Annotated in this window: 12 protein-coding genes; 5 read left to right on the plus strand and 7 right to left on the minus strand. The window is 69.1% G+C overall.

All coding sequences use genetic code 11. From position 1 onward, the window contains the following. Positions 1-40 precede the first annotated feature (40 nt). The 4 genes from GRX01_RS14375 to GRX01_RS14390 all read right to left on the minus strand — a co-directional run bounded on the left by GRX01_RS14375 (position 41) and on the right by GRX01_RS14390 (position 7,118). The gene (locus tag GRX01_RS14375; protein WP_159668925.1) at positions 41-1,042 is read right to left on the minus strand and encodes a WD40/YVTN/BNR-like repeat-containing protein; all 1,002 of its coding nucleotides are present in this window, start codon (positions 1,040-1,042) and stop codon (positions 41-43) included. Between the two features lie 59 nt (positions 1,043-1,101). After that, a complete protein-coding gene (gene uvrA, locus GRX01_RS14380; protein ID WP_321168130.1) occupies positions 1,102-4,101 on the minus strand; it encodes an excinuclease ABC subunit UvrA in 3,000 nt (999 codons plus the stop codon). Positions 4,102-4,359: 258 nt separating this feature from the next. After that, on the minus strand, positions 4,360-4,677 hold the full coding sequence (locus GRX01_RS14385; protein ID WP_159668928.1) for a hypothetical protein: 318 nt from the start codon (positions 4,675-4,677) through the stop codon (positions 4,360-4,362). Beyond that, positions 4,674-7,118 carry a penicillin acylase family protein gene (locus tag GRX01_RS14390; protein ID WP_321168131.1) on the minus strand — a complete coding sequence of 815 codons (2,445 nt, stop codon included), beginning with the start codon at positions 7,116-7,118 and terminating at the stop codon, positions 4,674-4,676. The genes GRX01_RS14385 and GRX01_RS14390 overlap by 4 nt, the downstream gene beginning before the upstream one ends. A gap of 91 nt (positions 7,119-7,209) precedes the next feature. Here GRX01_RS14390 and GRX01_RS18915 point away from each other — a divergent pair, with 91 nt between their 5' ends. From GRX01_RS18915 to thsB, 3 genes are all read left to right on the plus strand, one after another. Next, positions 7,210-7,386: a hypothetical protein gene (locus GRX01_RS18915; protein ID WP_201289610.1), complete on the plus strand. Its 177-nt coding sequence runs from the start codon at positions 7,210-7,212 to the stop codon at positions 7,384-7,386. A gap of 55 nt (positions 7,387-7,441) precedes the next feature. After that, positions 7,442-7,861, plus strand: a complete 420-nt coding sequence (locus GRX01_RS14395; protein WP_159668934.1) for a DUF7383 domain-containing protein — start codon at positions 7,442-7,444, stop codon at positions 7,859-7,861. A gap of 232 nt (positions 7,862-8,093) precedes the next feature. Next, positions 8,094-9,737, plus strand: coding sequence for a thermosome subunit beta (thsB, locus tag GRX01_RS14400; RefSeq protein WP_201289616.1), 1,644 nt, complete (start codon positions 8,094-8,096; stop codon positions 9,735-9,737). 125 nt (positions 9,738-9,862) lie between these two features. Here thsB and GRX01_RS18920 read toward each other — a convergent pair whose 3' ends face one another. Then, positions 9,863-10,378, minus strand: a complete 516-nt coding sequence (locus GRX01_RS18920; RefSeq protein WP_201289611.1) for a hypothetical protein — start codon at positions 10,376-10,378, stop codon at positions 9,863-9,865. A 136-nt stretch (positions 10,379-10,514) separates the two neighbouring features. Continuing rightward, positions 10,515-10,832, minus strand: a complete 318-nt coding sequence (locus tag GRX01_RS14410) for a hypothetical protein (RefSeq protein ID WP_201289612.1) — start codon at positions 10,830-10,832, stop codon at positions 10,515-10,517. A gap of 240 nt (positions 10,833-11,072) precedes the next feature. On the opposite strand from GRX01_RS14410, the gene GRX01_RS14415 reads away from it, so the two are divergent. Next, positions 11,073-12,065 carry an ornithine cyclodeaminase family protein gene (locus GRX01_RS14415; RefSeq protein WP_159668940.1) on the plus strand — a complete coding sequence of 331 codons (993 nt, stop codon included), beginning with the start codon at positions 11,073-11,075 and terminating at the stop codon, positions 12,063-12,065. Between the two features lie 37 nt (positions 12,066-12,102). Here the strand turns inward: GRX01_RS14415 and GRX01_RS14420 are convergent, their stop codons facing one another. Continuing rightward, positions 12,103-12,342, minus strand: coding sequence for a DUF7535 family protein (locus GRX01_RS14420; protein WP_321168132.1), 240 nt, complete (start codon positions 12,340-12,342; stop codon positions 12,103-12,105). Positions 12,343-12,478: 136 nt separating this feature from the next. Between GRX01_RS14420 and leuS the strand changes: the two genes are divergently transcribed. Continuing rightward, complete coding sequence (gene leuS / locus GRX01_RS14425; protein ID WP_159668946.1) at positions 12,479-15,184, plus strand: leucine--tRNA ligase; 2,706 nt, start codon at positions 12,479-12,481, stop codon at positions 15,182-15,184. Positions 15,185-15,219 lie beyond the last annotated feature (35 nt).

Raw genomic sequence — 15,219 nt, forward strand, 5'->3', positions numbered from 1 at the left:
TCAGGTCATGGAGGTGCTGGACCCGGCATCCGATTTGAACCTACGCGAGCACGGCGAGTCCGCGGGCCGTCTGGTCGCTGGTCCGTTCGGGCCACTCAACGGCGACCGCGGACCACGACCCGCCCGCGTCGTCGCTCCGGAACAACCCGCGGTTCGACAACGAGTAGAACTCGCCGGGGTCGCCTGCGGCGAGCACTGGTCGGGTAACGCCCTCACCGAGCGGGAGGCCCCAGTCATCCAGTCGCTCCCAGCGTTCGCTTCCCTCCCGCCGGTAGACGTACGTCTCCGCACGCCCCGCCGTGTGCGCCTCGCGTGCACCGCGCGCGGCCGAGACGAGCACGCGATCCGGATCGCCCGAGTCGACGGCGACGCTCCAGCAGTAGGTGCGATCCAGTCCGTCCTGCGGGTGCGTCCACGTCTCGCCGCCGTCGTCCGTCTCGGCGTAGCCGTCGCCGGCGGCGCACCACGCCCGGCCCGGCGCGTCGGGGTGGGTCGCCATCGAGTGCGTGTCTCGTCGCGAGCCCGGAACGCGGTCCTCCCACGTCCCACCGGCGTCGTGGGTGGTCACGAGCGCGCCCGCCTCGACGGCGACGTAGAGGTGATCGGGATCGTCCGGATCCGGCTCGATCCACCGGACGTGGTGGGTGTGCGGACGCGGCGGGAACGCCCACTCGTCGCTGGACGGGAGGTCGACGAGGCCCTCGCGGCGTTCCCACGTGTCGCCGCCGTCGGTCGAGTGAAAGACGCGGGACGGTTCCGTTCCCGCCCAGATCACGGCCGGGTCCTGTGGAGAGACGGTCGTCGCCGTCACCGCGTCCTGCTCGATCGCTTCGGCGCCGACGCGCTCGAACGTCTCGCCGGCGTCGAGCGAGCGCCACAGTCCGGACTCGAAGGTGCCGACGAACACGCGGTCGGGCGCGTCCGGGTGGACGGCGACGGATTCGAGCGCGCGACCGTCGAGGTCGGCGGCGGCGATAGCCGTCCCCGCGTCGGGATCGACGACCCGGAAGCAGTCACGCATTGCGGCGTAGACGGTGGTCATAGCCGTCCGTTCGCGACGGCAAGCGAAAAAGGTCGGCCGGCAGTCCGCGCGTGCGCCGGTCAGTCGTCCGTCGCGGGCGCCTCGACGGCCTCCTCCGCGTCGTCCGCTGCTTCGGCCGCCAACGCGGGCATCCGTCGGTCGCTTCGGGGCCCCTCCACGTCGACCGTCGGAAGGTAATCGCGGAGGTACCGGCCCGTGTGCGACACCTCGATCCGGGCGACCTCTTCGGGCGTCCCCTCGGCGACGACCTCGCCGCCGCCGTCGCCGCCCTCGGGGCCGAGGTCGACGATGTGGTCCGCGTTCTTCACGAGGTCGAGTTCGTGCTCGATGACGACGACCGTGTTCCCCTTGTCGGTGAGCCGGTGGAGCACGTCGATGAGCTTCCGCTCGTCCGCCTTGTGCAGCCCCGTGGTCGGCTCGTCGAGCAGGTAGAGGGTGTCGCCGGCGTCCTTCTTCCCGAGCTCCTCGGCGAGCTTCACCCGCTGTGCCTCGCCGCCCGAGAGCGTGGTCGAGGGCTGACCCAGTTGCATGTAGTCGAGCCCGACGTCCTTCAGGAGTCCGAGGCGGCGTTCGAGGCCGGAGTGGGACTCGAAGAAGTCGTACGCCTCCTCGACGCTCATGTCGAGCACGTCCGCGATCGTCGCGCCCTTGTACGTCACGTCGAGCGTCTCGTCGTTGTAGCGCGCGCCGCCGCACTCCTCGCAGGGGACGTGCACGTCCGAGAGGAAGTTCATCTCGATCTTGACCGTTCCCTGCCCGCCGCACTCCTCACAGCGACCGCCCTTCACGTTGAACGAGAAGCGACCCTTGTCGTAGCCGCGCTGGTTCGCCACCTTCGTCTCGGCGAACAGCTCGCGGATGTAGTCGAACACGTCGGTGTAGGTCGCGGGGTTCGACCGCGGCGTCCGCCCGATGGGCGACTGGTCGATGAGCCGGACGCCCTCGATGTTGTCCATGCCCGAGATCCGGTCGTGCTCGCCGGGGTCGACCTCCGTGTTGTCGTTCATCTCGCGGGCGAGGCCCTTGTACAGCACGTCGTGCATGAGGGTGGACTTCCCGGAGCCGGAGACGCCGGTGATGGCGGTGAACTGCCCGACCGGGACGTCCACGTCGACGTCCTTCAGGTTGTGCTGGCGCGCGCCCTCGATCGTGAGCGCCGCGTCGCTGTCGCGACGGCTCTCGGGCACCTCGACGACCTCGCGGCCGGCGAGGTAGTCGCCGGTCACCGACTCGTCGGTGTTCACGATGTCGTCGAAGTCGCCCTGCGCGACGATCTCGCCGCCGCGCTTGCCCGGCCCCGGGCCGATGTCGATGATGTTGTCTGCCCGCCGCATCGTCGCCTCGTCGTGCTCGACGACCAGCAGCGTGTTCCCCAGGTCGCGCAGCCCCTCCAGCGTGTCGAGCAGACGGTCGTTGTCTCGCTGGTGGAGGCCGATGGAGGGCTCGTCGAGGACGTACAGCACGCCCACGAGCCCGGATCCGACCTGCGTGGCGAGGCGGATACGCTGGCTCTCGCCGCCCGAGAGCGTCGAGGCCTCGCGGTCGAGCGTGAGGTATTCCAGTCCGACCTCCTCCATGAAGCCGAGGCGCGCGCGGATCTCCTTGAGTATCTCCTCGGCGATGGTGCGCTCGCGCTCGCTCATCGTCTCCTCCATCCCCTCGAAGTGCTCCAGCGCGTCGCCGATCGACAGCTCGTTCACGTCGGTGATCGACGTACCGTCGACGTACACCGAGCGCGACTGGGGCTTCAGGCGCGTCCCCTCGCACTCGGGGCAGGTGGTGACGGCCATGAACTCCTCGATGTGCTCGCGCGTCCGATCGGAGTCGGTCTCGACGTGGCGCCGCTCCAGGTTGGGGATGACGCCCTCGAACCGCTGGGTCTTCCGGCGGACGCCGTTCTTCGTCTGCTGTTCGAACTCGACCTCCGCGTCGGTGCCGTAGAGGAACTGGCGCCGCTCGGAGGACGAGAGCTCCTCGAACGGCGTCTCGACGCTCACGCCGAAGTGGTCGGCGACGTTGTCGAGGCGGGTGCGGTAGTACGAGCGGTTGTAGCTCCACGGCTCGAACACGTGCTTGATCGGCTGGCTCGGGTCCGTGACGACGAGGTCCTCGTCGACCTCCTTGGTCGAGCCGATCCCCTCGCACTCGGGACAGGCCCCGTGGGGGGAGTTGAACGAGAACGAACGCGTCTCGATCTCCGAGAAGTCGATGCCGCAGTGGGTACACGCGAGGTCCTCGGAGAACTCGACGACGAGGCGGTCGTCGCCGTCGCCCGCGAGGTCCCCCGTCGACCGCGACTCGTTGCCGCCGAGATCGAGATCGCCTTCCTCGGGCGGGTTCGGGAGGATCAGCTTCAGCGTGCCCTCGGCCTCATCGAGCGCGGTCTCGACCGAGTCGGTGATGCGCGAGCGGTCCGCCTCGCGGACCTTCACGCGGTCGACGATCACGTCGATCGTGTGGTCGTAGTTCTCGTCCAACTCGGGACGGTCCAGCGAGAGGTCGAACTGCTCGCCGTCGACCTCGACGCGCGAGTAGCCGTCGCCGACGAGTTCGTCGAACAGGTCCTCGAAGGCGCCCTTCTGGTCGCGGACGACCGGCGCCGCGATCATCGCGCGGGTCCCCTCGGGCAGATCGAACACGCGCCGGACCATCTGTTGGGCCGACTGCTCGCCGACCTCGCGACCGCACTCGGGGCAGTGGGGGTGGCCGACACGAGCGTACAGCAGACGCAGGTAGTCGTGTAGCTCCGTCACCGTCCCCACGGTCGAGCGGGGGTTGTTGGCGGCGTTCTTCTGGTCGATGGAGATCGCCGGCGAGAGCCCCTCGACGCTCTCGACCTGCGGTTTGTCCATCTGTCCGAGGAAGTTCCGGGCGTACGCCGACAGCGACTCGATGTACCGGCGCTGTCCCTCGGCGTAGACGGTGTCGAACGCGAGCGACGACTTCCCCGACCCCGACAGGCCGGTGACGACGTTGAACTGCTCGCGGGGGATCTCCACGTCGAGGTCCTTGAGGTTGTTCTCCTCGGCGCCGCGGACCTCGATGAACTCCTTGGGCACTACGCGTCACCCCGCGATCGGGGTGTGGGTCGGTGACGCACGGCTCTACCAGTCATTACGAGCGATCTGGGGTCGGAACCACTTAACGGGCGCGTCATCCGGCTCCACGGCGCTCGCGCGGGTTCAAGTACCGAAACGGGACCAACCGTCGTGTGACCTGAACGGCGCCGTCGGCGGCCACAGCGAGTGCGCGGTCCACCGCCGACGGGACGATCCGGCCCGACGAGCGCCCGGATCGAGTGACCGCCTGTCAGCCCCCTACACCACGCCGCGGACGAGGCCGCCGACCGCGCCTCCCACGACGGCGACGCCGAGGGCGACGCCGAGCGGCTGCGTCATCGCGAGCGCCACGTCGAGTCCGCCGGCCAACGACAGCGACGCCGCCGTCGCCGCGAGCGTGAGCACCCCGAACGCGACGCCGGCGCCGACGCCACGGGGCCACGTTCGCTGCGGAAGCGCGACGAGCGCCGCCCCTGCAACCAGACCGAGCCAGTGGACGGACGCGAGACCGAGGCCGGCGATCAGCGCCAGCGCCGTCGCGATCCAGCGGTTCCGACGGTCGCCGCCGGGAGTCACTCGTCGTCACCCCCAGCGAACCGCACCGCGAGCTCGCCGCGCATCGCGCGGTCCATCGGCTTGTACTCGCCGTTCGCCCAGCGACGCAGTTGGCTGTCGTAGTCGTCGCTGTAGACGTTCCCGTCGTTGCCGCCGGGGAGGATGCACCGCGATGTCGAGCCGTCCTGTGGACAGATCTGTCGCCAGCTGCTGCCGGCGCCCGCCTCGACGCGGACGTTGAACAGCGTTGCCGCCGAGCCATCGGTCGGGTAGCGCGGGTAGTTGAGCCACGACTGGTCGAACGGGTGGTCGATGGCCGTGCGGTTGTAGTCGCCGTACGTCTCCCAGCCCTCCGCTTCGATCCGGTCGCGCGCCTCCTCGAAGGCGTCGGCCGCCGCGGTCGCGCGGTCGGGCTCGAACCACTCGTCGCCGAGCGTCGCGAGCACCCACTGGTTCGGGGCGTACGCCGCGGCGTCACGCCGGCCGTCGAGACCGCCGAGGGCATCGGAGACGAACCGACCCTCGTAGGCGTCGAGGAAGTGGACGAACAGCAACGGCGCCCGCGCGTCGCGTTCGGCCTCGCCGTCCCACTCCAGAACGGCGTCGAGGTCGCCACGGGCGTCGCCGGAGAGTCCGGACCGTGCGTCCTCCAGTACCGGCCGGTAGTGTTCCAGTCGGCCGTCGTGCACGTCGCGCTGGAGATCGCGCAGGTCCGCGGGCGTCACGTCGCCGCGGTCGACGAGTGCGTCGAGACGGTCCCACAGCCGGATCCCACGGAACGGCTCGCTGTAGTCCTCCGCGAGATAGTACGGGTAGTCCGCGTCGTCGACGATCCGCTGGTTCGCGGTGCCGACGTAGTCGGGGTCGTCGTCGTGAGGCATCTCCTCGAACGGGATGAACCCCTTCCACGACGACTCGCCGTACGGAGTGTAGCCGGCCCACTCCCCCTCACGGGCGGAGCCGTCGAACACGCGCGTCCCGCGGACCATCTCGCCGTCGGTCCGACGGATCGGGACGCGGCCGGTGACCCGGTAGCGGACCGAGCCGTCGCGGCCGGCGTAGACGAAACACTGCGTCGGCTCGCCGAACTCCCGCAGCGCCTCGTCGACGTCCTCGGCGTCGCGCGAGCGGTTGATACCGAGGATCCCGTTCGTCGCGTTCGTCGCCGAGAGCCCCGTCCACGCGACGCCGAGTTCGTTCCGGAACTCGTCGCCGCCGGCGCCCGCGCTCAGCACCGCGCCGTGGACGGACTTCTTTACCTCGACGTCCCGGTCGGCCGCCCCGGCGACCTCGACCGTCCGACTCTCGGTCTCGAACGACCGCCAGCGGTCGCCGTACCGGTACTCGGTCCCATCGGCGCGGGTCTCGTACTCGTAGAAGTCGATCACGTCGCAGCCGGCGTTGGTGAACCCCCACGCGCCGCGATCGTTCTCGCCGATGATCACGAACGGGACCCCCGGGAAGGTGACGCCGCGGGTCCGATAGTCGGGATGACGGAGCACCTGCTCGTACCACACCGGCGGCGCCATCAGCGAGAGGTGCGGGTCGTTCGCCATGATCGGGTCCCCGCTCTCCGTGTGCTCGGCGCCCACCGCCCACGAGTTGGACCCCGCCCACGCGGGCGGTTCCACGCCCGTAAGCCAGCCGTCGAGGTCGGGACCCGTCGCGGTCGACGCGCGGCTGCTCGCGTCCCCCGGATCCGACACCCGGCCACGGATCGCGTCGCCGTCGGGGACCTTCCAGTCGTCGGTCGCGCCGGGATGGCCGAGGATCGCCGCGTCGTGATCCGGTCGTCCAGGCATGATCTCCTCGGCGGCCTCGAGCCCCAACTCCGCCCGGATCGTCTCCCTACGGAGCGTCCGGAAACTTCCGGTGAGCGTCCACGCGATCTGCTTTTCCGCCAGCATCACGTCCGCCGGCGTCCACGGCCCCGGTTCGTAGTCGAGGAGTTCGAACTCGACGGACCTCGGGAGGTCCGTACGGGCGCGGTTCACCCCCTCGCAGTACGCCTCGACGAGCGGGCCGGCCTCCGTGTCGCGAACGAGGTCCCACGTCGCGTCGGCGGCGGCCGCGAAGTCCATCCGGACGTGGAAGCGGTCGGAGTCGAGCGTCGCCTCCCCGACGACCGCCGAGAGCCGGCCCCGCATCTGCCGGCGCTGGAGGTCCATCTGAAACAGTCGGTCCGCGCCGTGCGCGTAGCCGGCGGCGAAGTAGATCGCGGCCTCGTCATCGGCCTCGATCCGAGGAACGGCCTCGCCGTCGTAGCGGAGCGTGGCGTCGCCGTGATCGCTCGCGATCCGGAGGGGCGGATCGTCAGCGGCGGCATTCCACGCTCCCCCTGAGAGCGGCGCGAACGCCGAGAGATAGCCGCGAACCGGCCCGAGGAAGCCGCCGGTCGCCGCGCCGCCGGCGACGGCCGCGAGCAGCGCCCGCCTCGTCGTGTCGACTGAACGTTCGGTCACGTGCGGCGGGACGCGCGATCGGTTCATAAGTCCACAGGCGGGTCGGTGGCGGAAAGATTCATTACCATGGGTGTAGTTGACACGGTTGTCAATGCCAGACACGAAGCGCGGACGCGAACGGCAGGGGCGGAAGAAGCTCGAGCAGTTGGAACAACACCTCACCGAGCGAGCGGTGGAGACGCTCGACGACGACGAGGCGCTCCCGGAGTATCCGCCCGAGGAGGCCGACTCGGAGCTGCTGTCCGCGCCGCCGCAGGAAGCCGAGTGACGCCGGGCCCGCACGAGGAGCCGCCTTTTTGCCGCGGGGTCGCCAACTTCGGTCGATGACCGAGCGTGCGACGTACGCCACCGTCTACCTCGGCGCGCAGCTCTCGCCGGCGGAGTCGAGCCTGGACCTCGACTGGGCCGACGACGCCGGCGCCCGGACCGACGACCACGAGTTCGCGGTGTCGACCGACGAACCCCGCGAGGCGTATCTGGAGATCCAGGCGTTCGACGTCGCGGAGTACGGCCACGACGTCATCGTGAACGGGGAGCCGCTGTCGGGGTTCGATATCCCGCCGAACGAGGGGTGGCAGCTGTGGAGCGACACCGTGACCGGCGTCGACCTTCGCGAGGGAACGAACACGCTCGCGATCGCGCGCGACACGGACACCGGCGACGCCTTCGCCGTCGGGACGATCCGCGTCCACTGGAAGGAGCCCGTCGACGGCGACCCCTCGACGGAACGGGTCGACTGCTAGCGACCGCCGAATGGATATATAAAGATGCGATTCTGTCGTCTTGTTGCGGTCGGTATATCCGTGGATATTGTCACCAGTTGTCACCCATAATAGGGCCGCTGTATTGCGATCTCTGTGAGACGAGCGATCTCGGCACCCGTGAACCGCAACCACAGGAGACCCAAGGTTTTATGTAGAATCACAACCTCATTAACTCCTGTACATGAGTCAGCGACGTATGCAGGGTCAGCCCATGATCATTATGGGTGAGGACTCTCAGCGAGTGAAGGACAAGGACGCACAGGAATACAACATCTCCGCGGCGCGTGCCGTCGCCGAGGCCGTTCGGTCGACGCTCGGCCCCAAGGGGATGGACAAGATGCTCGTCGACTCGATGGGCGACGTGACCATCACGAACGACGGCGTCACCATCCTCCAGACGATGGACATCGACAACCCGACGGCCGAGATGATCGTCGAGGTCGCCGAGACGCAGGAGGACGAGGCCGGCGACGGGACGACGACGGCCGTCGCCATCGCGGGCGAGCTCCTCAAGAACGCCGAGGACCTCCTCGAACAGGAGATCCACCCCACGGCGATCATCAAGGGCTTCCACCTCGCCAGCGAGCAGGCCCGCGCCGAGGTCGACGACATCGCCACGGACGTCGACCCCGACGACGGGGAGCTGATCAGGAAGGTCGCCGAGACCTCCATGACCGGCAAGGGCGCGGAGCTGGAGAAGGAGGTCCTCGCGGACCTCATCTACCGCGCGGTCAAGCAGGTCACCGTCGAGGCGGACGACGGCTCCTTCGTCGTCGACCTCGAGAACGTCGCGATGGAGACCCAGACCGGCCGCTCGGCGGGCGAGTCCGAGCTCCTGCAGGGCGCCGTCGTCGACAAGGACCCGCTCCACGACGACATGCCCTCGACGGTCGAGGACGCGAAGGTGCTCCTGCTGAACGACCCGATCGAGGTCGAGGAGGCCGACGTGGACACGCAGGTGTCCATCGACTCCCCCGACCAGCTCCAGTCGTTCCTCGATCAGGAGGAGAACCAGCTCAAGGAGAAGGTCCAGCGGATCAAGGAGACGGGCGCCAACGTCGTCTTCTGTCAGAAGGGGATCGACGACATGGCCCAGCACTACCTCGCGAAGGAGGGCATCCTCGCGGCCCGCCGCGTGAAGAAGTCCGACCTGAGCTTCCTGAAGAACATCCTCGGCGGCAACATCGTCTCCGACGTCGACGCCGCCACCGAGGCTGACCTCGGCTACGGCTCGGTCTCCCGTGACGACGCCGACGAGCTGTTCTACGTCGAGGGCGGCGACGACGCCCACGGCGTCACGCTGCTGCTGCGCGGCTCCACGGAGCACGTCGTCGACGAGCTGGAGCGCGGCGTTCAGGACGCGCTCGACGTCGTCTCCACGGCCGTCTCCGACGGTCGCCTCGTCGCCGGCGGCGGCGCCATCGAGGTCGAACTCGCCTCGCGCCTCCGCGACTACGCCGACTCCGTCGAGGGTCGCGAGCAGCTCGCAGTCGAGGCGTTCGCCGACGCGCTGGAGCTCGTTCCCCGCGTGCTCGCCGAGAACGCCGGGCTGGACTCCATCGACACGCTGGTCGACCTGCGCGCCGCGCACGAGGCCGGCGACGAGAACGCCGGTCTGAACGTGTTCTCCAGCGATATCGAGGACACCTTCGAGTCGGGCGTCGTCGAGACGGCCCACGCGAAGGAGCAGGCGCTCTCCAGCGCCACCGAGGCCGCGAACCTCGTCCTCAAGATCGACGACATCATCGCCGCGGGCGACCTGTCCACCGGCGGCAACGACGACGAGGAGGGCGGCGCCCCCGGCGGCGGCATGGGTGGCATGGGCGGCATGGGCGGCATGGGCGGCGCGATGTGAAACCGGGCACAGCCTGACCACTCACACACGCACCCCACCGCCGCACAGCTCTCGACCGAACCTTCGACTTCTTTCGACGCCGCGACCGACTCGCGAGCGACAGCGTTGCTCGGAGGCGCCGAGGCTCAGCAGATCACGTAGTACGGATACAACTCCCCGTCCGCCGTGATCTCGACGTGGGCGTTCCCGTAGCACCGGGAGGTCTCGATCGTGACCGATCCGGTCGCGTTCACGGCCGTCGCCGTGATCGTGAACCGTTCGATCCCGTCGGGGTCCGCCTCCGCCGTGTCGTAGACGGCGCGCTCCTCGCCGGCATCGAGATCGTACGTCCCCTCGTGGACCGTCTCGTTCGTCGCCTCACGAACGACGGTCACCTGGACCGTCACGCTCCGGTTCCACTCGTTCGTCAGGGTGACCGAGTGGGAGGCGTCCGGTTGCTCGGAGGCGTACTCCGTCCCCGGCGGCGTGTCCGTCGGTGTCGAGCTCGCCGCCGTCGGCGAGGACGTGGGAGTCGGCGACGTGGTCGGCGTGGGTGTGCCGTCGGCGGTCGTTCCGGCGCCCGGCGCCGGGCCTCCGAGACAGCCGGCCGTGACGATCACGACGACGAGGAGGGCCGCCAGCGGGGTCGATCTGGAGGGCATGACACTCCGTCGTACAGCACAGCACGGAAAGTTCCTTCCGGAGGCACAAACGGTCGTCTGACCGTCTCTGAGTCCGCGAAAACGAGGTCAGGCCGCGTGAGGGCCGAGCAGCGGGTCAGCGAACAGGTTCCGCACGTTACGCGTCCGCGGCGTCGTCGGCACCGCCGTCGTCGGCACCGCCGTCGTCAGCACCGTCGGCGTCGTCGCCGGCGATCCCGGAGACGGCGTCGCCGAGGTTCTCGACGCCCCCGTCGAGGAACGAGCGGATCTGGTCGTGAATGTCGCTCACGAAGTTCGGTACGGGGTCAGGCAGCTCGGACGGCGGGCCGGCCTGTCCGGCCGTTCCATCGTTCGCGCCGGCGTCCGCGGGGGCGTTCCCCGGGGCCGCGGCGGCGACACCGGTCACTGCGAGCAGGGCCGCGAGCGCGATCGCGGCGAGTTTCGTTCGGCTCATGTTGCACTCGTCCGTGTGGCCTCCGGGGTAAAGAGGGGGGAACACCCGAAAGCCGAGTTCGGGCGTTTCGGCGCTCGATAAGCTCGATTAACCCGAGTTAATCCGGGATCGCCCCGTCGCGGACGCGATTCGACACCGGACCGACCGATCCGTACTCACGTGGCCGACTCGCGCGCGGTGTCGCGTCGATCGCGGCGCCGTACCGGTGGCTTCTAATCGGCCCGCGCAATTCTTGCGACCATGAAGACGCTGCTCCTCAACAGCGACGACGTGCACGAGAACGCCGAGATGGACGAGCTCGTCCCCGCGATCGAGAAGGCGTTCGCCGCCTACCAGCGGGGCGACGCCCAGATGCCCCCCAAGAGCTACATCGACCTCCCGAAGTACAACGGCGACTTCCGCTCGATGCCGGCGTACCTCGACGCGGGCGAGTGGGACGCGGCGGGCGTCAAGTGGGTCAACGTCCACACCGACAACGAGGAACAGTACGACCTCCCGACGGTGATGGGGACGATGATCTACTCGGACCCGAGGAACGCCTTCCCGCTGGCCATCCTCGACGGTACGGAGCTGACGATGAAGCGCACGGGCGCGGCCGCCGCCGTCGCCACCGACCACCTCGCGGTCGCGGACGCCTCCTCGCTGGGGATCGTCGGCGCCGGCGTCCAGTCGTACACCCAGTTGGAGGCCATCTCGTCCGTCCGGGACATCGAGGAGGTCGTGATCTCCGACCTCTCGGAGGAGCGCGTCGCCCGGTTCATCGACGCCTTCGAGGACCGCTTCGACGTGCGCGCGGGCTCCATCGAGGAGGCCGCCGGCTGCGACGTCCTCTCGACGGTAACTCCCGTCGAGGACCCGATCGTCTCCCGCGACGCCGTCGGCGACCACACCCACATCAACGCGATGGGCGCCGACGCCGAGGGGAAACACGAACTCGCGGACGAGGTGCTGCTCGACGCGAAGCTCGTCATCGACGACTACGAGCAGACGACCCACTCCGGGGAGATCAACGTCCCTTACGCGGCGGGCGTCCTGGACGACGACGACATCTACGGCCAGATCGGCGAGATCGTCGTCGGCGAGAAGGCGGGTCGGACGGCCGACGACGGTGTCACCGTGTTCGACTCGACGGGCCTCGCGATCCAGGACGTCGCGGCCGCCCACGTCGTGTACGAGCACGCGAACGAGCGCGACAACGGCTACGAGTTCGATCTGTTGGGGTTGGACGAGTAGACTCGCGCCGGCCACTCGATCGACAGTTCGGGCCCGGTCACTCCCCTGACTCCGCCTCGCCTGAGAACGCCTCGATCACCTTGCTCACACCCCAGACAAGGGCGACAAACGGGAGCAGCGGGAACAGGATCACGAACATGCCGAGAAACACCGCCCAGCCGATCACGTTCATCCCGTCGTCCGAGTGCGATGTGTAGCCGGGCGTGACCGTCCGGTACGTCGTCTTCAGGAGACCGGCATCGTCGTCCGCGTCGCGGGTGTCGGTATCGGAACTCACGTACATATATAGGTTCGATGACAGCATATCGCTTGTGTCGGTTGGCACACCCTGAGACCGTGTCGCGTGTTGGCAACTACCGCCGTGTTCGATGGAAAGGTATAGGGGCGGAAGCGGCCGAACGACCACGTAAGAAATGTCCGAGGAGGGTTACGACCACGCGGCGGTCGAACGACGCTGGCAGGAGGCGTGGGCGGAGGCCGACGCCTACCGGACGCCGGACGACGCCGAGGATCCGACGTACGTGCTGGGGATGTTCCCGTACCCGTCGGGGAAGCTCCACATGGGCCACGTCCGGAACTACACGATCACGGACGCGTACGCCCGTTACCGGCGGATGCAGGGCGACGACGTGCTCCATCCGATGGGGTGGGACTCGTTCGGGCTGCCCGCCGAGAACGCCGCCAAGGAGCGCGACTCGAACCCGCGCGACTGGACGATGGACTGCATCGACACCATGCGCGGGCAGATGGAGTCGATGGGGTTCGGCTACGACTGGGAGCGGGAGATCACCACCTGCGAGCCGGAGTACTACCGCTGGAACCAGTGGCTGTTCCACCAGTTCCACGACGAGGGACTGGTCGAGCGCCGCGCCGCCGAGGTGAACTGGTGTCCCTCCTGTGAGACGGTCCTGGCGGACGAGCAGGTCGAGGGGGAAGACGAACACTGCTGGCGCTGTGACACGCTGGTCGAGCAGCGCGAGCTGGACCAGTGGACGCTGGGGATCACCGAGTACGCCGACGAACTGCGCTCGGCTATCGACGACCTGGAGGGGTGGCCCGACAGCGTCCGCGAGATGCAGCGCAACTGGATCGGCAAGCAGGAGGGGTCGACCGTGGAGTTCGAGGTCGGCGAGGCGCGAAGCGCCTCGGGGAGCGGCGACGACGAGGAGCCGCGGACCTTCGGCCCGGTCGAGGCGTTCACCACCCGGCTGGACACGATCCACGGCGCGACGTTCTTCGCGCTGGCGCCCGATCACCCCATCTCGGAGGAGTTGGTCGCCGAGGACGACGAGATCCGACGCTTCGTCGAGGAGGTTGCCGACCCCGACGGCGACGAGCCGAACGGTATCCGGACGGACCTGACGGCGACGAACCCCGCGACCGGCGAGGAGGTGCCCGTGTTCGTCGCGGACTTCGTCCTCTCGGACGTGGGGACGGGCGCGCTGATGGGCGTGCCCGGTCACGACGAGCGCGACCACGCGTTCGCCGAGCGCATGGGCGTCGACATCGTCCCAGTCGTCGCGCCCGACCCCGAGGGCGACGCCGATCCGGAGATCCCCGACGTGAGCGAGGGCGCCTACACCGAGGACGGCGTCGTCGTCAACAGCGGCGAGTACGACGGCCTGTCGAGCGCGGAGGCGCGCGAGTCGCTGACCGCCGACATCGACTCCGCGGCGTTCCACACGCAGTACCGCCTGCGCGACTGGCTCATCTCCCGCCAGCGCTACTGGGGAACCCCGATACCGGTGATCCACTGCGACAACTGCGGCCCCGTCATGGTCCCCGAGGAGGACCTGCCCGTGGAGCTGCCGGAGTTCGTCAACACGACCGGGAACCCGCTGGACGCCGCGACCGAGTGGAAACACACCACCTGTCCCGACTGCGGCGCCGACGCGGTGCGCGAGACGGACACGATGGACACCTTCGTCGACTCCTCGTGGTACTTCCTGCGCTACGTCTCGCCGGACCTGGACGACGCGCCGTTCGACGTGGAGCGCACGAACGACTGGATGCCGGTCGACCAGTACGTCGGCGGGCTGGAGCACGCGGTGATGCACCTGCTGTACGCGCGCTTCGCCACGAAGGCCATCGCGGACATGGACATGCTGGAGCACCGCGAGCCGTTCACGAACCTGCTGGGGCAGGGCATGGTGCAGCTGGAGGGCGAGAAGATGTCCAAGTCGAAGGGGAACACCGTCTCGCCCCAGCGCATCGTCGACGACTACGGCGCCGACACCGCGCGCCTGTTCATGATGCAGGCCGCCCGGCCGGACACCGCCTTCGACTGGTCCGAGGAGGGCGTCAAGTCGACCCACCGGTTCCTGGGTCGGCTGGCCGAGACCGTGCGCTCGTTCGCCGGGAACGACGCCGACGCGGACGGCGACGCCGACCCTGCCGCCCGGTACGTCCGCTCCGAGGTCGACGCCGCGGTCGCCGTCGCCACGGAGAACTTCGACGACCTGGGCTTCGATCTGGCGACGCGCGAGGCGCAGCAGCTGGTGGGGACCCTGCGGAGCTACCGCGCGTACGTCGACGAGGTGCACGCGCCCACGTTCGAGCGCGGGCTGGAGGTGGCGATCGAACTACTGGCGCCCGTCGCGCCGCACCTGACCGAGGAGCTGTACGCGGAGCTGAGCGACGACGACGGGCTGCTGGTCGACGCCGAGTGGCCGACCGCCGACGTCGACCTGGCGGAGGTAGACAGGCGCCGCCAACTGGTCGAGAACACTCGCGAGGACGTGCGCAACATCGTCGACGTGGCGGGGATCGAGGACCCCGAGCGCGTCGACGTGGTCGTCGCACCCGAGTGGATGCACGAGGCGCTGGAGACCGCCATCGACAGCGACGCGCCGAACCTGGTGGGGGAGCTGATGCAGAAGCCGGAGATCCAGCGGCACGGCTCGGCCGCCTCCGACTACGCGAAGGACCTGCAGGCCGAGCGCGAGGCGCTGCGTCCCGCGCTGGCGCCGGAGCGCGAGCGCGAGGCGCTGGAGGCGGCGGCGTGGCTCGTCGAACGCGAGTTCGGGGCGCCGGTTCGGGTGCTGTCCGCCGAGGAGGCCGACGACGCGGTCGCGAACAAGGCCGAGCCGGGGCGTCCGGCGATCGACATCGCGGAGTAACGGGCGCGACGCCCCCTCACACTCTCACCTCCCGT

Origin of the sequence: Halobaculum saliterrae, assembly GCF_009831625.1 — an archaeon.
Lineage (GTDB): Archaea > Halobacteriota > Halobacteria > Halobacteriales > Haloferacaceae > Halobaculum > Halobaculum saliterrae.